We start from the raw sequence: 19,154 nt of genomic DNA, 5'->3' as shown, positions 1-19,154 counted from the left end.
GTGCAAACCTGTTGCGCCGGGCAGAGTTTCGTTGCCTCTGGGTCAGGCGCGGTCGAGCCCACCCGCCCGGGCCCCCGGGGCCGACGAAATAGGAGCAACGGCCGGGTCCGGTTTCAGGCGGGCGGGTAGGCCGGATCCAGCTCGGACATCACTGGCTTTGCGATGTCGTTTCCTCCCGACTACACGTGCGGGGGTTTGACCTGGTTTTTCGGCACGTCCCTTCGGCTACAGCGCGTGCCAGGGTTCGGCCGGCGTTTCGGGATGGCGCAGAGTGCGCAGGCGATGTTCGAGTTCACGTGCGGCAGGGGTGTCCCCGCGGGCGGCGCGGCGAATGTAGCCGGCGAGCGTGTGGAGGTCTCGCATGGCGAATAGGGTCGAGGCCGCAGCGCCAGAACGGAATTCGGGCACTGCGACAGTGCCGTAGGCGCGGAGGAATTCGGCGAGCTCATCGTCGGAAACGCCGAATCGGCTGTCGTGGCATGCGGTGACGAGGTCCAGTTCTCGGGGACCGATGCAGGCCTCGTCCCAATCGCCGAGCCGCACGAGATCGCCGTCCCACACGCAGTTTCCGGTGTAGGAGTCGCCGTGGATGAAGCCGACTCCCAGGCGAGAATCGAGATGCTGATAGCGGTCGAGGACCGAGCGCGCTTGCTGCTGCAGAAATTCGAGGTCGTCGTCTTTCAGCACCCGTTGCACCGCAGGTTCGGCGAGGACGGCTGTGAACCGCGCGAGAGGCGGGTAGGCGGGCAGCTCGATCGGCGGGCGGGGCAAGGCGTGCAACTGGGCCAGGATGGCGCCGAGCGCGCGCATGGGCGGCGCCGGCCGGGTGTCCTGCGGGTAGTAACGCCACACGGTGATCGTGCAAGCATCGACATCGATCGCGTGGTCGAGCATAGGTTCGGTGACCGGTACACCGCGCTCGGACAGCCATCGTGTGAGGGTCAGGGACGCGCGAGCTCGCAGGCCGTGGTCTTGCCGGCCGATGCGCACCACGGCCCGTTCACCGGGCAGCAGGTAGACCGAGTTGGAGTGCGCCCGGATCAGCTGCGCATCCGTGTAATTGAGGTTCGCCTGCGCGCACGCGGCGGCGAGGATGTCGTAGTCCGGCAGCGGCGCGGTCACCACAGGGCCAGGGCCGGGCGGGCGGTGTAGGCAGTGATGGCTGCAGCGAGGTCCTTCGCGGCCGGCGCGTCGCTGTGGCGGTGCGCCTGCAAGGTGGCGGTGATCGATCGCATGCCTTCCATGATGGGTGCAATGCGCTGTTCGGCCGAAAGTTCCAGCACAGGGGCAATGATTTCCGCGGCGCCCTCCAGTTCGCCGACGCCGAGCCGCGAGATACACAGGTCGACTCGCGCCAGGGATTCGTCTCCATAGGACCGTTGCTGTGCGGGGCCGCCACTGTAGGAGGCGATGGCTTCTGTCGCCCAGCGTTCGGTCTGCGGGTGATCGCCGAGTCGGCAAAAGGCGCGGCCCAGGTAGTAGGCGGCCTTGGCGCGGGGGAAGGTCATGACACCACCGAATGCGCTGACCTCGTCGCTGGCGACCCGGTCGGCTGCCTCCTCCGCGCGGCTGGCAGCCGCGCGGGCAAGGCGGGCGTCACCGACCCGCGCGGCGCACCGGGCCTGCAAGGCGTGCAACCGCACCCCGTGGTCGCCCGGTGGGGTTCGCCCGACAGCCGCCTCCAGAATCTCGAGCGCCTGATGTGGTCGCGGGGACCATTCGAGGACCAAGGCACGGGTTCCCGCGATCCACGCCTGTAACCCCGGGTGCCCGGCGTCTTCGGCCAAATGCTGTGCAGCCCGGAGATGTTTCAGCGCCGCGGCGGTGCTGCCCGAAATATCGTCGGTGACCTCGCCGAGCAGCTGCACGGTGACTCCACCCAGCAAGCACAGATCGCGCAGTGTGGCAGGGCGAGGGCCCAGCTCCAGCATGTGCTGGATCTGATCCCGCACGACAAGGAGTTCGTGCAGCAGCGGCAACGGCGGCTCGGACACATAATTCTGAGCGATCGACGCCACCTTGGCAGACAGCTCGCTGATGGTCGACCCATCCACCGGATCGTTGCGGACCAGACGCGACATGGCAGCGGACTCGCCTGCCGCGGTATCGAGACGATCGCGCAGAGAATCCGCGGCGGCGAGCGCGAGCAACACCCCATCAGCCTGCAGTGCAGCGTCCAGACGTTCGACGACCTGCTGAGTGGGTGGACGCTTTCCACCCAACACTCGCCCGAGATAGGACTTGTCGAAGTTCGCGCGCGCCGCCAGCTCGGCCACCGTCATCCCTCGACGCCGCCGCAGACGATATGCCTCGGAACGGAATGTACGTACCCCGCCGACCGCTTCCGCGGTGTCGCCGCCCCCTACCATCAAGGCGCTCAGCTCTCCCCGGAACCCGAACCGCAATACGATCCGCCAACAGCGGCGCGACCTCGATCCTGCGGACGCGGCCCCGGCACTGGTATCCCAGTGTCATCGCCGCCACGGCTGTCAGAGTCGGTCCTCGCTTCTCCGCTGTCATCGTCTGCGACGTCATGCGAAACCTGCTGCACAGTGGCCTCCCGATCGGCAGCGTCGGGTAGCGGTGGGCAGTCCCACAACCACGGAGGGGCGCCGTTGACAGCGCGAAAGACGTTCTCCGCCAGCACGTCCGCGACGCTGCGGTTGGCGTCGCGGGTGCGCCCGGCGATCCCGGGGGTGTGTATGACGTTGGGGCGGCCCAGGATCGGATCACCGGCGGGGACCGGATCGGTTGGGTCGATGTCGGTAGCCCAGGCCAGCTCGTCGTGCAGGACGCGCGCACGCAGCGCGGGCATATCGATTCCGGCGCCGGCCAGGGTCACGACCAGTGTCCCGTGGTTGAGCTGGTCGACCACTCGAGCGGGTATCCAATGCTGCGGTGAGCTCGCAGGCACGACGAGAATCTCTGCGTGGCAGACGATCTGATCCAGATCCACTCGCTCGACCCCGGAGGCGGTGAAATCGACGTCCGCGGCGTCGGGATGGAACACCGCGACCGATGCGTGGAAGGAGTCGCAGAGCTCGGCGATGCGGGCGCCGGCACCGTCCAGGCCGACCACCACGATCTGTTTGCCGCCGATCGTGCCGTTGACGAATCCGGGGTGATCGGCGAACTGCCACTGAGGAAGTGGCCCCACCACCGAGCCCGCGTATGCCATCTTGAGGTGCCAGCTGGGGATCTGCCGAAGCGCCGACAACATCAACCCGATCGCCATCTCCGCGATCGAGTCGCAGTGACCGCGGCCGCCGTCGACGCAGGCGATCGAGCGGCCCGCTCGTTGCGCGGCCGCGGTCCCGACACCGCCGACGCCGGCGACCACCGCCAGCTTCGGCAAAGCATCGATATCGGCCGGTTCGGGCTCGACTCCCAGCACCACCAGCGCAACCACCTCCGCTATAGACGGAAGGTCGCGCAGATGCGCGCCAGCGGGAATGCTTTCCCACCGCACCGCGATGCCGCGGACTGCCAGCGCTTCACGCAGCCGCTCAGCCAAGTACGGCCATCTCGCGGGTAGCCGGCCGTCCTCGACCACCAACACCGTGTTGCTCGACGCGGCTGCGGCGACGACGTTGTGGCGGTCCTCCCCCGCGACCGACTGTTCACCGCCGCTGCGGTCCGTCAGTGGGACGTGTAGGCAGGTCATCGGACTCTCCCGACCGCAGCCAAGCAGAGGTCTTCGTGTGTATCCGAATTGGCGCTCGGCAGCGTCGGGATCCGGTCGGTGCTTGCCGTCTCCGGCCACCAGCTCGTCGCCGCGACCAGGCCGGGGCTGAGCAATTCACATGGGGCAACGATCTCGGCGATCGTTTCCTTTGTGCGTGGGTGGAATTCGATGCCGCCCGTGCGGTATATCTCCACCGCCCGGTCGACCTCCTCACGGCGGCGTACATCGGTAGTGACGTGGCTGAGGATCCAGTAAATCGGCCCCGGCAGCGCCGCCGACACCGCCTCGACCACCATGTGCGGATCAGCGACGAACTCGGCGACGAACCCGAGACACAGCGCAATCGGCTCAGCCGTGTCCATCGTGGCGGCGATCTCGCGCGCCAAGGCGTCTGTGTCGGTCACGTCGGCGTGGGCGAAGAACGCGCCGTCGATATTGGCCAGCAGCGCCCGTCCGTGCGCGGCAATCACCGGATCGCTGTCGACGTAGAGGGTACGTGCGGTCGGCTGCTGAGCGCGGGCGACCTCATGCACGTTCAGCGCGAACGGATAGCCCGACCCCAACTCGACGAACTGCGCGATCCCATGCACATCGGCGAGATGGTGAACTGCCCGCTCGAGAAACGCTCGGGCGGCGCGCGCCGAGTACTGAACCGACGGGCAGTCGCTACTCAGGCGTCTTCCGATCTCGATGTCTTTGGGGTAGCAGTCTTTTCCGGAGTCGACCAGGTAGCTGTGAATTCCCGCGCTGCGGGCGACGGTATCGTCGACCACGGTGATCGAACTGCGCTGTCCGTGCCCGTGTTGTGCACACATCCCCGTCGTCCCTGTCTGATCGTCGGTCCTGGTCGGGCGGCGTTCGTCGGCCGACCATCTCAGCAGTACTGCGACCTTTTCGTGTCGTTCGGGGCGGTAGCCCGACAACGGTCCGTCGCTCGTGGAGGTCAATGCCGCCAGGGCCATCGCCGCCTCGGCGCCAGCGGCCAGGCCGCGGCGAAGAAGCACGGCCCGTGCGGTCTCGATCTGGGCATCGCCGACAGTGACTGCCTCCAGCTGGATACGACGGCCGTCGCCAGCCAATCCAGGAAACTGCTTGCCGTCGGCCAAGGCCTGTTGCACCGCGCTGGGGACCGCAGCACCGCGACGCGTGACGAGAACAGTTTTGATGTGGTGCCGGTGTGCGGTGACCAGGGTGCCCAGCAGCAGCGCGGCATCGTTCGCGGTGATGACCACCGTCCCTATGTCCGGCATCGCACTGTCGAGGTCGTGCAGCCACGACCCCGCTCCCGCAGCGCAGAGCAGGTCATGGGGATTTGCGACCAGCACCTGTCCCGACGCAGTGAGGGCGTCGCGGCGGTCGGCGAGATCGCCGCCGTCGACTACCTCAAGCGTTATCCCGTCGCGGTGCAGGTCTGCTACCGCGGCTTCGAGAGCAGGGGGAACAAGCAGTGTCGCCGGGGTTCTGGTGGTAGCGGCAGCAAGTACCCACGCCTGCGCAGACTCTTCCGTCGCAGCGGACACGACGATTCCTGCCGGGGGAACCTTGCCTGCCGCATGCCGAGCGCGCAGATGCCACAGGGCGGCGCGGAAGCGCGTCGACGCGCGTTGGCTGTGCTCGTAGCCGAGCACGATCCGAGTGCCGACCGTGGTCGGCAGCGCCGCGGAAGCTAGATCGATCACCTGTAACGGCGTGACGTCGCCGGCGAGGCCGCGCAGCGCGTCAACGACAGCCGGATTCCAACTGATGGTTTCGCTCACGCAGCTGCCGTCCGAGCCGAACAACTGGTCAGCGTCCGGGAACTCGCGCATGGCCTCATCCACTGCACGCCCCCAGCACCGCCTCGACGACCTCGCGATAGGGCGGCAACTCCGCGCCCTCAGGAAAGGCGGCCAACCACCACCTAGTTGGGTTTCCCGGAGTCGGTAATGCCAGCTCCGCTCCGCGGCCCACGATTGTGACACCACGGGGGAAGAAGCGGACGATGTCGTCAGCCGCAGTCGGCGGCGCGGTCATGAGAACCCGAATCCCGTGGCGCACAGCGAAGATCGGCAACGTCTGCCCGTGCAGTGCTTCGGATGCAACGTCCGCAAGGTCGCGTGTCACCATCAACGCACGGAAGGCGTGGGCACGCACCGTCAGGGCGCGGGTATTTGCGTCGTAACGTGTCGGACCGTACAGATTCTCGTAATAGCGCTGGCTGTCAGCGAAGGAATCGGCTGGAGCACCGGCTGAATACAGGGCCCGGCGCGGCGAGGCAGGAACCTCTTCGCCGATTGCGAGTTGCGGCAGCGAGACGGCTGTCGACATTAGACCTCCATGGATTGTATGAAAGTGGTTGGGGCACAGAGATATTGGGACGTCAATCCCGCAGTGGCCGGAGGTGACCGTTACGAGAATGTGGCGGCGCTCCAGGTGCGGCTAATGTCATCTCCCGGGTGTCGGATGATCCGTTCGATCGACGGCATCTGCCGCGCGTTTGGGCCCGCATTCTGGGACGATGGCATGTCCCTCTGCGACGGCCACATCGATTGCAGTCGGACCTTTGGGGTTCTCGGCGACGGTGTAGGAGACCCGTTGTCCTGCCTGCAGACACCGGTGCCCGCTGCCGGCGATGCCCTGGAAGTGGACGAACAGATCCGATGAACCGTCCTCTGCCGCAATGAATCCGTAACCGCGCTCGTCGCTGAACCACTTCACGGTGCCAAACGGCATTTTTCACCTCACGAAAATCTGTCTCTTGAAAGATGGATGGGATGTGGCATGGGCATCCCGCCTGCTCCGACGCGGCGCGTGTCGATGGCGCCGTCCGCACGGGCCACGAGCAGAAAACCGACTCTCCCGTTCGCGAGCCGGTGCGTTCGTGCCAAGCCGGAAGCGAGGGTCGTCACCGGATGTGTGCCCGGTCCGCGAACGCCGCGCACCGCTGCCCACAGCTCGTGCCAATCCGGGAGGACGTCATCACTGACGAGCGCGCGGGTGGTCATATCGCCTCCCGGGCATTACGCTCCGCGATTTCCATGCACTTCAGCATTGGCGCAACCGGGGTGAGCCGGAACTGCATTACCACTGAACTGCACTGAATCTTCACCGAATTTCGCGCCCCGGTGCTTGCTGCGCACCGGTTAGCCGGTGGGACACTAGGCCCATGATGGAACTCAACGGCGTGCCGGTCACCGTCGAGGCTCTGGCGCCGCTGGCGCTGGTCGGACTCGGCCACTTCACCTCGATGCGGGTCGAGGAAGGCGGCGCGGTTCGTGGACTCGAAATGCATCTCGATCGGCTGGTCCGCGACAGCCGTACCGTTTTCAACGCCGAGCTCGATCCCGATCGTGTCCGGGCCCACGTGCGGCACGCCATCCGCGACGCCGACGGGCCGGTAGTCGTCCGAGTGACCATCTACGATCCGGCCATTGAGCTGTCCAAGCCCGGCGCCCCCGCGGAGCCGCACGTGCTGGTCTCGATGCGCCACGCACCGGCCGGGCCGGCGGCCCCGCTGCGGCTGCAATCGGTCGTGTACGCGCGAGATCTGCCGCGGGTCAAGCACATTGGTCTGTTCGGTGCCCTTCACCAACGCGGAGTCGCGCAGCGCCAGGGATTCGATGACGTCGTGTTCACCGCCGGTAACGGCACGATCAGCGAAATCGCCACCAGCAACATCGGATTCATCACCGGCGAAGGACGTCTCATCTGGCCGCGCGCCGAAGTCCTCCCCGGCACCACCATGCGGCTGCTCAACCAGGTTCTCGACGAAGACGTGGTGAACGAGCGCATCACCCTCGCCCAGCTCAGCGACTACGCCGCCGTCGTCGCCACCAACGCCGCGACCGGCGTACGCGCCGTGTCCTGCATCGACGACACGAAATGGCCCGAGCACGAAGCGGTGACGGTCCTCCAGGAAGCTTACAAATCCATTCCGCCGCAACGGCTCTAACACAACGCCGCCCCCGGCTCCCAGTAGGCTCGGACGCCACCAGAACGAGAAAGGGCGCCGCAGTCGATGAAAAGCCTGGTTCGGCCGTGGACGGGAGCTGAAGTTGCCGCGCTGCGCGACGCCCGGCGAATGTCGTTGAACGAATTCGCCGCCCACCTCGGCGTCACCGAACGGCAGGTCTCCTATTGGGAAGCCAAGCGAGCCGCCATCACGCCGCGGCCGGCCAATCAGGCTGCTCTCGACACCTCGCTGTCCCGGCTCAAACCCGACGAGCTGACGCGATTCCTTGCCCAAGTGCCCGCCGACGCGATAGGCGACTCCCCCGACACCGACCAGCTGATCCAGCCCGACCGCATCCGCCACCCCGTCGACGGCCGCTCCATGACCTGGATCCCCGAAGGCGTCTACCTGTCCGGCCCCATGGACCAGCCGGTCTGGCTTGCCGGATTCCACATCGACACCTACCCGGTCACCAACGCCGACTACACGGTGTTCGTCACCGCCACCGGACACGCGGCGCCACGGCACTGGGACAACGGCCGGCCGCCCGCCGACCTCGCCGATCACCCCGTCGTGTGGGTGACCCACGACGACGCCACCGCCTACGCCCGCTGGGCCCACAAACAACTGCCCTCCGCGCAGCAGTGGGAGAAAGCCGCCCGCGGCTCCTCCGGCGCCACCTGGCCGTGGGGCAACCAGGTCACCCCCGCCAAAACCAACTGCAAAGTCTTCGACCAACCCGGCGCCACCACCCCAGTCGACTGCTACAAGTCCTCGGTCAGCCCCTACGGCGTGTTCGACCTCTGCGGCAACGTCTGGGAATGGCTGTCGACCGAATCCCGCCCCGGGCGCTTCGAACTCAAAGGCTCGTCCTTCAGCAGCCTCCTCGAAGCCGCCAAACCAGCGGCATTCAACGACGCCCATCACCTCATGCGCGACGACGACACCGGATTCCGTTGCGCTGCAATCGGGCTCAAACTCTGAACCGGTCGACCGCTGTTTCTGGCCATCAGTCCGCGGATCCTCCAGCGGCTGCCCCCGCCGCACCAGGGCACTCATGCCGACCCCGCTCGAACGAACTCCGCGACCGTGCCCCGGCGCGTCCAGCCGCGGCCAGCAACCCGCCGGCCTCACGATCCACACACTTGCGTCCTGCCGCACCGCATCCAGCCACCCAGTCAAATGCGCGACCGTCGGCACGATCAGCGCCATGATTTGCGAAGGCGCCAAGGTCGTCAGCAACAACCCGAAATCGACATCACCGTGCTCAATTCGCACTGCGCACAGATCGAATCCATGCCGCCCCGATAGGTCTCGAACCCGCGCGGCATCCAGCTCGGTGTCATCCCCGGACAAGTCGCTGCGCACGATCCCGTATGCCCGCACGATGGTCATGCCGGCCTCCGGATCGCGACCACCTCGAAACCGGCAGCATCGGTCAACGCCACCCAGCGGCGAGTGACTGTGCGCCTGTCGGGGGCCTCCGTCTGCTTTACGCCGTTCAGCCCCCGGATCCGCTCGCCTCCAGCGGCACACTGGCTAGACATCGTCGAGATCCGCCGACAACAGGGCAGCAGCTCGTGTCCACAGCTCCGGCGGTACATCCCCCTGTTGGTTCACGGCTTCCCGCGCCGCTGCTGGGCTCAGTGCAGGTTCATCACGAACCGCGCCGCCCGATGCTGCTGAATGGCTGGGTTCGTGGTTGATTTCGGAGACGACCACGCGGCCGATGACAATCCTGTTGCGTTGCTCGCGCCGTCGAAGCGCGGCGCCTCGTGCTACCGGCTTGCTTCTCAACCAGGACATAAGTCCAGCGTGGCGGTAATGCTGCGCGTTGGGAACGTAGCAACCCGTAGCAACCAGCAAACGAATTCGCCGTTCAGCAAACTATCGACCCGCCGGTACCGTGAGGCAATGACTGATCGCCCCCCGCGCACCACGGTTCACTCCGGAAAGCTGGTATATGACGGCCGACCATGGTTGTCGGTGGAACGCCACCACATCACGACGCCTGATGGCGTCGATCGGCATCACCACGCGGTGCGCCTGAATCCTGTCGCGATCGTCACCGCCATCGACGATCAGGGCCGAGCTCTGCTGCTACAACGCCACCGGTGGATCGTCGATACGATCGGCTACGAGTCGCCGGGCGGCATCGTGGATTCGGGTGAGGAACACGAATCGTGTGCGCGTCGAGAGCTACTGGAAGAGACTGGGTTCACCGTCGAGCGACTGACCCTCGTCGCGGAACTCGAGCCGATGCCCGGGCTGGTACAGACACCACATTACATTTTCCTCGGATACGGGCCACGACAAGTTGCAGCGCCGGCAGACGCGGAGGAGGCGGGGCAGCTCGTATGGGTACCGTTAGGTAGAACCGCCGAGTTATTGGCGACCGGGCAACTTCTCGGAACGGGCACGGCGGTCGGGATGCTGGCAGCAGCAGCAAATTTAGCTGGCGGCCAGGAGCTTTCGGGTTCGGTGCTGGAGCGAGTCGTGCCGGCGGCGGAGACGTCCTGACCCCAGGTCACCGATATGGTCGGCTGTGGCCGAGAGCAGCGACACCGCCTCTTCTCGTCGGCCGGCGTTGATTGCTGCCTGGGCAAGATCAAGCTGCTGGGCACATCGTGCCCTGACGAAGTCCTCGGGAATCACCTGCATGGAGTCGCGAGTGAGCGTTGCAGCGGCAGGATCACCGAGCCGAGCCAGAATATGACCAGCCCAGCGAGATAGATGTGTTTCGTTGTGGGCGATGAACGGCATTTCGTCGTCGTCATAAGAACCGTTGGACGGCAGTAGGGCTTCCGCAGTCGCCAGTGCCTCCCGCGCTGTCGAAGCATGGCCTGGGCAATAGGTCGCCACCTGTGCACCGGTGGCCGACAGCCACGAGCGGAGCAGCGGAGGCAGTCCAGGTATGCGTTCCGCCTGAGAAACCTGTGCCAGCGCCGCGGCGGCCTGCCCTTTTTCGGCCTGTCCCGTTTCGGCGAGCATCACCGCTTCCTCACCTATCGTGTGGGCCAACAGGATTGGATCCTCTGCGCGCAATGCAGCGGTGCGAGCTTCTTTGTAGTGCGCGGCAGCCGCAGCCGTGTCGCCCACGTCGAAATCCTGCCACGCAGCCAGTGCCGCAGCATCTGCGTGTGCACGAGCGATCACCGATCGATCCGCTCCTTTGCTGCTGTGCCACATCGCATCCAGTGCGGTGACGTGCGCAGCCGTTTGGAGACGGGCCGCAGGAGCGCCGAAGCGTCGATCGAGCATGCGCAGGCTGTTGGTGTGGTTCAGCAGGACCTCGAACAGAGTGTCGCCACGGGTGAGGTCGACGGTAGCGCTTGGCATGCCGAACACTTGCCGCAGCAAGCGGGCATACAGAGTATCCGGCGTGTGCCGGCCATTTTCCCAGCGCGACAACGCGATTCGGAGGCTATGGGACGACATGAGAGCGATTCCCTGCTGGTTCGCGTGGGCGCGCAGGGCGGCGATCAACTGGGCTTGAGACCAGCCACGCCGGGCCCGTGCTGCCCTGATCTCCTTGCCGTCGATCGTCACCACCTCCCTCGAGTCCGCCCTCGTTGCCGCGTGGGCGGCGGTGTCGCTGTTCCGATAACCATAAGCTGATAATCAGAATTCGGGAACCGAATCGGGGATATCGAAACTGCGGCTACGGTAGTAGCCATGGCAACGCGGACCGCCCGGGGACTTCTACTCGGACGCGAGATCAACTACATGATTCGCGCCTCCGGCAAGAGCCAAGCCGAGGCGGGACAGATCATCGAGGTCGGCCAATCTCGTATCAACAGCCTGATCGCGGGTACAGGTCGCATCTCGGCCGGTGACCTCCAGCTGCTGGCGAAGCAGCTGGGATTCTCCGACGAGCACTACATCCAGAGCCTGCTCGAGCTGCGGCGAGACAAATATCGACGTGGCTTCTGGACGACCGGACATCGCCGGGTCTACTGGGAGGAGCTTCGACTCCTCGTGGACCTCGAAGAACAGGCAAACCGGCTTCGGATCACAGAATCCGAGATCATCCCGGGCCTGCTGCAAAGCGAGTCCTACGTCCGAGCACTACACGCGAACATGTCGGACACCCACACCGGCGTCACCGTTGAAGACTGGGTGCAGGCACGGCTCGAGCGTCAGCGAAACCTCGTGAAGGCCGAGGCCCCGGAGTTCCACGCTGTGCTCTCCGAATCATGCTTGCGGCGCCGCCACGGCGACCCCAAGGGGCACGTAATGATCGACCAGCTCCATCACCTGAACGACCTGTCCCAGCGCCCCAACATCCTTATCCAGATCATGCCGTTCAACACCCCCGTCGAGGGCGGCGGGATGGAGGATCGCTTCACGCTCATCCGCGTCCCCTCACCCGGCGCGGCCGGCGACCTCGAACTCGCGGTCGTAGAAGCTCTCGGGGAAATCCGCTACATCCTCGACAAACCGCCGGTCGGCGCCCGCGAAGCCTTGTTCGCCCGACTCAGTGCCGCGGCACTCAGCAGCGAGGACTCGCGAGAGTTCATCGACCACATCGCACGAACCGTCCAACTCCGAACTTCATAACACCATCTACGAAGGGGAACCCATGGCCGAGTACGACTTTCGGGCCAGGGAAGTCGACACAGGCACACCGACATCGGCGCGTCTGTACCACTACTACCTCACCGGTGAGCCGGTCTACCGCAACGACCAGATCTTCGCCGACAAGGTGTACGACGAACTGCCGTTCCTGCACACCTGGGCACTGCACAACCGTGCCTTTCTCGCCCGAGCCGTCAGGTTCATGGCCGCAAAAGGCGTACGCCAGTTCCTCGACATCGGCTCAGGCTTACCGACAGGCGGCAACACACACGAAGTCGCACGAGCCATCGCTCCAGACGCTCGCGTGGTCTACGTCGACAAAGACCTTGATGCAGTGGGGCGTGCACATCAGCTTCTGCGGCGAGAGAACTCCCCGGAAAAGACGGCGATCGTCGAAGGTGATTTGAGCGACCCCGCCAGCATCATCGACCACCCGGAATCGCGCCGGCTACTCAACACCGACGAACCCCTGGGCCTGCTCATCGTCTCCGTTCTCCCCTTCGTTCCCGACGCCAGCGACCCTCACCGGCTGGTCGCCGATATCCGAGACCGACTCCCACGCGGAAGCTACTTCGCCGCCACCCACGTCTCCCTCGAAGACGCCGACGAACACACCAAGAAACAAGTCGCCGCCGCGGCAGCTCTCTACCAAGCCACATCGGATCCGGTCCACCTGCGAGACCGTGCCACCTTCACCAGATTCTTCGACGGCTTCACCGTGATATCCCCTCCAGGTGTCACCTACGCCACGGACTGGCAGCCAGACCGCCCTGTAGACAAGGACGATCCCGCGCGCCCATGCAACTTCGCCGCAGTCGGACGACGACCATAATCGCCCGAATCGCGACGATTGAGCCTATACAGGCTGGACAGAGTTACAACGAGAGGAACCGAAATGCTCCCCATCTTCACCGCCCGCGACTGCGTCAAAGCAGCGCGCAGCGCGGGTGGGAACTCATGCGTGCGGATAGGCCGGAAGAATGGCTGGACCGTAGTCTGGGACGACAAACTCGCAACGCCTGAGACCGATCGAGGCGCGCCGCTTCCCTCGGATCAGACGCTGGTCGTCTCGGACGAGCAGTTCGATGCATTTCAGGAAGCGCTCCGCGCTGGACGCACTGATGGGCAATGCATACGCATTCAGCAGTCACTGGCGGGGCGGTACACCTTCACTGCCCACAATGCGCCTCATTCCCGGAACACCGGTGTCGCTCTCCACTTCGATTGCGACGAGTTCGACGCGTTTATGAGCGGTGTCCGAAATGGCGAGTTCGATCTCGCGCAGTTCCCGACGGCAGCGTAACAACAAGCAGCAACGTCGTTGTCCTGTACTCAGACACGACGCTGTTACCGAGGCCGAAGAAGCCTGAACGTCCCGCCCGATCCGCACGACGGATCTAGCGGGACGTTCTGCAATCGGCGTTGCTGCAGCTCCTGGCCCAATCCGAATTCCAGCGCCCGCAGCCGCTGCGCGCAAATCCATCGGAGCGCGGCGCTGATCGACATCGGCAAAGTTGTCCTATAGTGCCGCTTCGAGTTTCGCTGCGTCGGCCCGCCCGGCTCCGGCTCTGCTCCCGCGGCGGCGGCCTTCACGTCGCCTCTACCGATCCGATGCGGGATACTCGACTGCGGCAGAGTCGAAATATGATGCGGGGGGGGATATTTCAATGTTCGAGCGCTCAGATTCGGGTGATTTCACCGCGCAGATCGGGGGCTGTTGCAGGTCGAGCCATCACCCGGCGTTGAGGCCTGGACACCTACACACATGACAGCCGAGTGGATGCTGACCGAGCCGGCGTCGGCCACCGCAGACGACGCGGTCTATCCCGGTGCGTTGCACAAAGCCATAGGCCTGACCGACGCCGAACTCTTCAGCGCAGCAGGGTGGTCAGACACGATCCTCGGACCCGAGAGCTACTTGCCTGTTCAGGACTATCTGCCCCGCGGCACGGCAGCGACCCGTGAGGCGAGCGGAAGAAGCTGGGCGTCTCTTCGAAACTGGTTGGCTGCCACCACGGCTGGCAGAGGGACGCCTCGGACCCAGGTGTGGCCATGAGGTCGCCGTCGATCAATCAGCCGATCCTGCCGGGATAGGGCTGGCCAGCCAGGTAGGCGTCCATGTTGGCGATGATTCCGGCGATCCGGTCGTGTCCCCACTCCGCGACGGAGGCGTTGGCCAGCGCCCCACTGACGAAGTTGAGCACGAAGGTATCCCTCAGCACCAGGTAGGACTCGAGCAGATCGTCGAGGTCATCTGGCAGCGGGAACACCGCGGCGTAGCCGTCGAGGAAATCCTGTGCGAACTGCTCGTAGGCGCCTGGAATGGTGTGGGCGATCCGGTGGATCGAGGACAGCACGGTCGCGATGTCCAGAATCGGGCTTCCCCACCCGCAGTCGTCGAAGTCAATGACCCCGACACCGCCGTCCGGCAGCGCGATCATGTTTTCGCGGTGCAGATCGCCGTGGATCCGTGTGTGCTCGGCCGGGTCGGTGGCGGCGAGCGCCTGGGTCACCCGATCGGCGACGGCACGCAAGGTCTCCCGGCCGTGGTCTCCGAGATTGACGGTGGCGTCGGGGTCGGTCAGCGCCGCGCCCTTGAGCAGGATGGTTTCGTAATCCCATGTCGGCCGGTCGAATTCAGGAAGGTCGATGGTGGCGGCGTTGCGGTGCAACTGTGCGGTGGCCGCGCCCATCCGCTCGGCGACGCCGGGCTGCTGATACGGCGGCTCGGCGGTGCCCGGCACCCAGTGCAGCAGCGCGAGCGTGGCGGGCTGGTCGTGGCCGGGAACCGCGACCGGTACGACGTGGTCGCCGCTGGACGTGGTCACCGGACCGGGGACCGCGACGCCCCCGGACGCGGCGAGGCTTTCCAGCCAGGCCATTTCGCTACGCTGCTGGTCGGCGGGTCGGCCGTCGCGGATGGACAGGCGCGCGACGTAGGAGGTCTCGCTCCCGACGGGGGTGACCCGCCAGACGGCGTTGTCCTCGTACTGCTGGAGCTCGAGCTTGGCGGTGGCCGGGATGCCGTAGTGGAGCGGCAGGGCGGCGCGGGTCAAACCGTCGAGAACATGGAGCTGGTCGCTGTGGCTGAGCTCGGAGAACGTGGTTGGTGGCACGGCTTCCTCACGGGTTGGGCTCCGGCATGGTCAGGCCGGGCGGGGGCAGAATACAGCTTGGGGGCGCGGATCGATTCAAGGTTTCGATGGCGCAGGCGCGCGTAGCGGCAGAGTCACAACGATACGGAACCTTGAGGCGGTTGAACAGGCATTTTCGTTCCGGTGGCCTGTTCGAGGATGCCCAGAAACTGGTCGCGGTAGGTGGCCCATTCGAGAGCGAGCGTGTCGAGATCCGGGTGATGGGCCGCCATGGCGGAGTCGGTGGCGGTGAGCAAGTCACGGATGCGGGCGGCGCATGCGACGATGTCGTCGACCGGGACGAACTCGGCCGGCCCGCGACCGCCCGCGCCGTCACGGTGGCCGGGAATGTCGGTCAGGATGAGCGGCAGGCCGTGCTGGCGGGCCTCGAGGACTGAGATGGGCACACCTTCGAAGCGGCTCATCGAGACGAACCCTGCCGCGCCGGCGAGCACGCTGTCGACGAGGTCGCGCTGCCAGACCGCACCGAGCCAGACTACGCGATCGCCGATGTCGAGTGTCGCGGCGAGCTGGCGCAGCGCGATGGTCTGATCGCCGTCGCCGATGATGACCAGGCGGGCACGGGTCGTGGTGTCGGCGAGCGCGTGGGCGAAGGCACGCAGGAGGCTGTCGTGGCCCTTGTGCGGGTAGAGGCTCTGCACGGCAACGATGTAGGGATCCTGCGCCCAGGCCGCGCTCGGCGGCGTGACAGCGGCGGTGCGGGGCTCGGTCGCGTTGGTCAAGGTGGTGACCTTGGCGGCCGGGATGCCGACGTCGTCGAGGAGGAACCGGGTCGAGCGTCCTCCGACCGCGATGATGTGGTCTTCGCCGAGGGAAAGGGCTCTGTCGAGCAGGTTCTTGCCGCGGCTGCGCAGGTGGGAGTAGTCGGAGTGGCAGAACCGGATGACGGTGCGCGCTCGGCGTAGGGCGGGCCGGATCGCCGGATAGAGCCGACCGTCGCCGAATTCGAGCACCACGACCTTGTCACGGACCAGTTCGGCGAGGAACAGATTGCGGCGCAGCCGGTTTCGTGGTGCGACGACCAGCTCGGCGGCGGCGGGGAGTTCAGCAACGAGGGCGTTGTCGCGGCCGGGGTCGAGCACGCAGACGGTGACCTCGTATCCGGCATCGAGCAGTGCGCGGGTGTGTGAGAGCAGGACCCGTTCCAGGCCGCCGACGGTGAAGTGGCGCAGGATCAGGACGATCCGGGTGGTGGACATCGCGATTCTCCTTGATGAGGGGCTGGGCCCGCCGCCGCGGGCGCGCCCAGCCGGGTGATCATGCGGTGCGGTGGACCTTGTGCTGGGCGGCTTGGGCCAGGGGGCGGACCTCGAGCAGATCGATGTCGACGTGCGGGGGCCGGGTGGCGCACCAGACGATGATCTCGGCGATGTCGGCGGGAACCAGTGGGTTCTCGACGCCGTGGTAGACGGCTTCGATGGCGGCTTGGTCGTGGTCGAATCGGGCGCGCATGAATTCGCCGCCGCGTTCGTCGCCGCGCATCATGCCGGGGGCGACTTCGGTGATCCGGACGGGTTCGCCGTTGAGTTCCAGGCGCAAGGTTCCCACCATCGCGGTGAGGGCGTGCTTGCTGGCGGCGTAGGCGGCGCCGCGTTCGTAGGCGACGCGGCCGACGGTGGAGCCGAGGAACACGATGTGGCCGTGGTTGTCGATGAGCTGCGGGAGCAGGGCCTGGGTGGTTCGCAGACTGCCGACGACGTTGGTGTCGTAGGTGGCGTGCCAGTCGGCGACGTCGCTGTCGGCGATGGTGGCTGCGGGCGTGGGGATTCCGGCGTTGTTGACCAGCAAGGTCAGCGAGAGGGGGTGCTCGGCGACGGTGCGGGCGAGGTCGGCGACGGAGTCGGCGTCGGTGACGTCGAGGTGATGGTGGGTGATGCCGGTGGCGGCGGGAGCCTCGGTGCTCAGGCGGCGTGATGCCGCCAGCACGGTGTAGCCGGCGGTGTGGAGGGCGTGTGCGGTGGCCGCGCCGATGCCGACGCTCGCGCCGGTGACGACGGCCAGGCCGCGCGATTCGGTGGTGGTCATGGTGTGCCTTCCTCAGGGTTCGGATGTGATCGGATCGGAGTTCTCGGGTGACCTCGCGCGGGCGCTCATTCAGGTGTCGAGCAGCCAGGCGTGGTCGGGGTCGGTGTGGAGGGCGAAGTGGTGATCTGTCTCCCCGTGTGCGGCCCACAGGTAGTAGAGGTCGTGGCCGCCGGCAGCGGCGATGGCGTGGTAGCCGTGGGTAACCGTGGTGATGCTGGTGTCGGTGACGACGGTGGAGCATGCGTCGGCGACGGTGTCGTCGTAGGTGAGCACCACACCGAAGCCGGTGGCGGGGCGGACCCGGAACGCGAAGGCTTCCTGCAGCGCTGTTTCGCGGGGCGGGTCGCTGATCGAGTGGCGATGCGGCGGGTAGGTCGACCAGCGGCCGTCGCGGGCGATGGTCTCGCCGAGCAGCAATCCGGCAGTTCGGGGCGGCGCCAGCAGCGTGGTGACCTCGCGTTCCCAGCTGCGGTGCCCGCGCGTCTCCGGTGCCACCGCGGTGACGAGGGAAGCGGCCGGCCCGGTGGTACGGTTGCCGCCGAGTGGGGCATGGACCTGGACCAGGTCGGCGCCGTCTGGTCCGGCGGTGATCGTTGCCGCGGTATCGGCGGGGAGGTACCAGCCGGTGGCGGGCGCGGTGAAGGGGTCGGCCCGCTCGGCGGTGTGGGTGTCGTCGCCGGTGTGGGTGGTGAGGTGGCCGGCGATCAGGATCAGCGCGGTCTCCTGGTCGAGGCGGGCCTCGACGGTGAGGTGCTCACCCTCGGTGAGCAGATGGCGGGTCAGTGTCAGGCCGTTGGGTGTGCGAGCCAGCGCGGTGGTCATCTCGATACTCCGAACGTCGTGGGATCTGGAATGGGCAGGGCGCGGTGGGCGAGGCTGGCGGGGTGCATGGTGGCGCCGGTGGCGACCGCCCGCGCCGCGTCGGTCGCGGTGGCAAAGGGTGTGCTGTGCTGATCGGCCAGGGCGACGGGCAGGGCGGCCAGCATCGCGGTGTCGGCGCCGGCGTGGGTGCCTGGCTCGCGCGCGATCTGGTAGCGGGTGCTGGGGCCGTTGTGCGGGTGCAGGTCGACCAGGTGGGGGCCGGTGTGGGCGTCATAGTGGATCGTGAGGGTGCCCGTCGTGCCGAACAGGTGGCAGGTGTAGCCCTCGTCGTCGGCGTTGGTGGTGAGCGTGTAGCGGGCGTGCACACCGGTGTCGTAGGCGACGTCGGCGCCGATCGAGTCGTGGATGTCGGTACCGGGCAGCCACATTGAGCCGCCTGGCTGGTAGTGCCGGTGTTGCAGGGTCGCGGTGACGGTGCACGGGTGCGCGTGCAGCCACCAGGCGATCAGATCGAGGTGATGGCAGGCCTTGGTAACCTCGAGGCCACCCGAGGCTGCGCGACGGCGGTGCCAGCGCTGGAAGTAGCTGGCCGAATGGGAAACGTTGAGCCGGTAGTGGAATTCGGCGTCGGCCACCGTGCCGATCAGACCGTCGCCGAGCATCTGGTGGACCTGGGTGTGGACGTTGGTGAAGCGCAGATTGTGCGCGACGAGCAGAGCCGTCCGGGCCTGCTGGGCGGCGTATACGAGGGCGAAGGCGTCGTCGACGGTGGTCGCCAACGGCTTCTCCACCAGCACCGCGCACCGTGCGGCGAGGGCTCGCTCGGCGACGTGGCGGTGCTCGGCATCCGGTGTCGAGATGACCACCAGGTCGGGTTCGGTGTCGCCGAGGCGGAACTGGTCGCCGTGATCGACCGGGATCGGCATGCGCTCGACCATGACGGTCACCGATTCGCGGG

18 protein-coding genes and 1 pseudogene are annotated in these 19,154 nt (G+C 66.5%); 6 read left to right on the top strand and 13 right to left on the bottom strand.

Annotation, left to right across the window (positions count from 1 at the left end; all coding sequences use genetic code 11):
- Nucleotides 1-225 precede the first annotated feature (225 nt).
- From A5780_RS26135 to A5780_RS42205, 6 genes and pseudogenes are all read right to left on the bottom strand, one after another.
- The gene (locus A5780_RS26135; RefSeq protein WP_062968497.1) at nt 226-1,125 is read right to left on the bottom strand and encodes a phosphotransferase enzyme family protein; all 900 of its coding nucleotides are present in this window, start codon (nt 1,123-1,125) and stop codon (nt 226-228) included.
- The gene (locus A5780_RS26130) at nt 1,119-2,369 is read right to left on the bottom strand and encodes a helix-turn-helix transcriptional regulator (protein ID WP_227995434.1); all 1,251 of its coding nucleotides are present in this window, start codon (nt 2,367-2,369) and stop codon (nt 1,119-1,121) included. Before A5780_RS26130 ends, A5780_RS26135 begins: the two co-directional genes overlap by 7 nt.
- An 8-nt stretch (nt 2,370-2,377) precedes the next feature.
- On the bottom strand, nt 2,378-3,664 hold the full coding sequence (locus tag A5780_RS26125; protein WP_062968493.1) for an NAD(P)-dependent oxidoreductase: 1,287 nt from the start codon (nt 3,662-3,664) through the stop codon (nt 2,378-2,380).
- Complete coding sequence (locus A5780_RS26120; protein WP_156769664.1) at nt 3,661-5,493, bottom strand: SAM-dependent methyltransferase; 1,833 nt, start codon at nt 5,491-5,493, stop codon at nt 3,661-3,663. Before A5780_RS26120 ends, A5780_RS26125 begins: the two co-directional genes overlap by 4 nt.
- Nucleotides 5,494-5,497: 4 nt before the next feature.
- Nucleotides 5,498-5,992 carry a hypothetical protein gene (locus A5780_RS40295; protein WP_156769663.1) on the bottom strand — a complete coding sequence of 165 codons (495 nt, stop codon included), beginning with the start codon at nt 5,990-5,992 and terminating at the stop codon, nt 5,498-5,500.
- Between the two features lie 213 nt (nt 5,993-6,205).
- Nucleotides 6,206-6,397: pseudogene (locus tag A5780_RS42205) on the bottom strand (cold-shock protein); the annotation flags it as partial.
- 433 nt (nt 6,398-6,830) lie between these two features.
- Between A5780_RS42205 and A5780_RS26105 the strand changes: the two are divergent.
- Entirely contained in the window at nt 6,831-7,616 is a 786-nt protein-coding gene (locus A5780_RS26105; protein ID WP_167355073.1) for an aminotransferase class IV family protein, read from the top strand.
- A 66-nt stretch (nt 7,617-7,682) separates the two neighbouring features.
- Nucleotides 7,683-8,600 (top strand): SUMF1/EgtB/PvdO family nonheme iron enzyme, encoded by a 918-nt coding sequence (locus tag A5780_RS26100; protein ID WP_063917851.1) that lies wholly within the window; start codon nt 7,683-7,685, stop codon nt 8,598-8,600.
- 555 nt (nt 8,601-9,155) lie between these two features.
- Here A5780_RS26100 and A5780_RS41330 read toward each other — a convergent pair.
- The gene (locus tag A5780_RS41330) at nt 9,156-9,422 is read right to left on the bottom strand and encodes a hypothetical protein (RefSeq protein WP_197521871.1); all 267 of its coding nucleotides are present in this window, start codon (nt 9,420-9,422) and stop codon (nt 9,156-9,158) included.
- A gap of 108 nt (nt 9,423-9,530) precedes the next feature.
- Here A5780_RS41330 and A5780_RS39440 point away from each other — a divergent pair, with 108 nt between their 5' ends.
- Nucleotides 9,531-10,136, top strand: coding sequence for an NUDIX hydrolase (locus A5780_RS39440; RefSeq protein ID WP_197521870.1), 606 nt, complete (start codon nt 9,531-9,533; stop codon nt 10,134-10,136).
- Here the strand turns inward: A5780_RS39440 and A5780_RS26095 are convergent.
- Nucleotides 10,068-11,165 (bottom strand): helix-turn-helix transcriptional regulator, encoded by a 1,098-nt coding sequence (locus tag A5780_RS26095; protein ID WP_156769662.1) that lies wholly within the window; start codon nt 11,163-11,165, stop codon nt 10,068-10,070. The two genes, A5780_RS39440 and A5780_RS26095, sit on opposite strands and share 69 nt — an antisense overlap.
- Before the next feature lie 177 nt (nt 11,166-11,342).
- On the opposite strand from A5780_RS26095, the gene A5780_RS26090 reads away from it, so the two are divergent.
- The 3 genes from A5780_RS26090 to A5780_RS26080 all read left to right on the top strand — a co-directional run bounded on the left by A5780_RS26090 (nt 11,343) and on the right by A5780_RS26080 (nt 13,497).
- Nucleotides 11,343-12,176 carry a helix-turn-helix transcriptional regulator gene (locus A5780_RS26090; protein ID WP_231983095.1) on the top strand — a complete coding sequence of 278 codons (834 nt, stop codon included), beginning with the start codon at nt 11,343-11,345 and terminating at the stop codon, nt 12,174-12,176.
- A 22-nt stretch (nt 12,177-12,198) separates the two neighbouring features.
- A complete protein-coding gene (locus A5780_RS26085) occupies nt 12,199-13,026 on the top strand; it encodes an SAM-dependent methyltransferase (protein ID WP_062968478.1) in 828 nt (275 codons plus the stop codon).
- Between the two features lie 63 nt (nt 13,027-13,089).
- Nucleotides 13,090-13,497, top strand: a complete 408-nt coding sequence (locus A5780_RS26080) for a hypothetical protein (RefSeq protein WP_062968476.1) — start codon at nt 13,090-13,092, stop codon at nt 13,495-13,497.
- Between the two features lie 769 nt (nt 13,498-14,266).
- Here the strand turns inward: A5780_RS26080 and A5780_RS26075 are convergent.
- The 5 genes from A5780_RS26075 to A5780_RS26055 all read right to left on the bottom strand — a co-directional run.
- Nucleotides 14,267-15,310 carry a phosphotransferase enzyme family protein gene (locus A5780_RS26075; RefSeq protein ID WP_062968474.1) on the bottom strand — a complete coding sequence of 348 codons (1,044 nt, stop codon included), beginning with the start codon at nt 15,308-15,310 and terminating at the stop codon, nt 14,267-14,269.
- Between the two features lie 113 nt (nt 15,311-15,423).
- A complete protein-coding gene (locus A5780_RS26070; protein ID WP_062968472.1) occupies nt 15,424-16,548 on the bottom strand; it encodes a glycosyltransferase in 1,125 nt (374 codons plus the stop codon).
- Nucleotides 16,549-16,606: 58 nt separating this feature from the next.
- The gene (locus A5780_RS26065) at nt 16,607-17,374 is read right to left on the bottom strand and encodes an SDR family oxidoreductase (protein WP_062968470.1); all 768 of its coding nucleotides are present in this window, start codon (nt 17,372-17,374) and stop codon (nt 16,607-16,609) included.
- Nucleotides 17,375-17,443: 69 nt separating this feature from the next.
- A complete protein-coding gene (locus A5780_RS26060; RefSeq protein WP_062968469.1) occupies nt 17,444-18,196 on the bottom strand; it encodes a 5-deoxy-glucuronate isomerase in 753 nt (250 codons plus the stop codon).
- On the bottom strand, nt 18,193-19,154 hold a 962-nt coding region (locus tag A5780_RS26055), incomplete at its 5' end, for a Gfo/Idh/MocA family protein (protein ID WP_197521869.1). The genes A5780_RS26055 and A5780_RS26060, both read right to left, overlap by 4 nt.

The organism is Nocardia sp. 852002-20019_SCH5090214 (assembly GCF_001665865.1).
GTDB classification, from domain to species: Bacteria; Actinomycetota; Actinomycetes; order Mycobacteriales; family Mycobacteriaceae; genus Nocardia; species Nocardia nova.
This window is presented reverse-complemented; position numbering and strand designations above follow the sequence as displayed.